This is a genomic window from Pseudomonas sp. Kh14, from assembly GCF_900291005.1.
GTDB lineage: Bacteria > Pseudomonadota > Gammaproteobacteria > Pseudomonadales > Pseudomonadaceae > Aquipseudomonas > Aquipseudomonas alloputida.
Genome location: NZ_OLKJ01000350.1, coordinates 1 through 231, shown reverse-complemented (window position 1 = coordinate 231; position 231 = coordinate 1). Strand labels below are relative to the sequence as shown.

The following is a 231-nucleotide window of genomic DNA, read 5'->3' as shown; positions in this document are numbered from 1 at the left end:
GTACTTACCTTACCTGGTATTGCAGGCATGGTGCTGACCGTCGGTATGGCAGTGGATGCCAATGTACTCATTTTTGAACGCATCAAAGATAAAATGCGCGAAGGGCGAACGCTAGCTCAGAGCATTGAAAAAGGGTTTATCAGTGCCTTTCGTTCTATTTTCGACGCCAACCTCACCACCATGATTGTCGCCATTGCACTGTATGCCATTGGTAATGGTCCCGTTCAGGGC

Annotated in this window: 1 protein-coding gene; it reads left to right on the top strand. The window is 48.5% G+C overall.

Annotation, left to right across the window (positions count from 1 at the left end; genetic code table 11):
- Positions 1–231: MMPL family transporter (locus tag FQ668_RS28380; RefSeq protein WP_144180908.1), on the top strand; the 231-nt coding region annotated here is incomplete at both ends.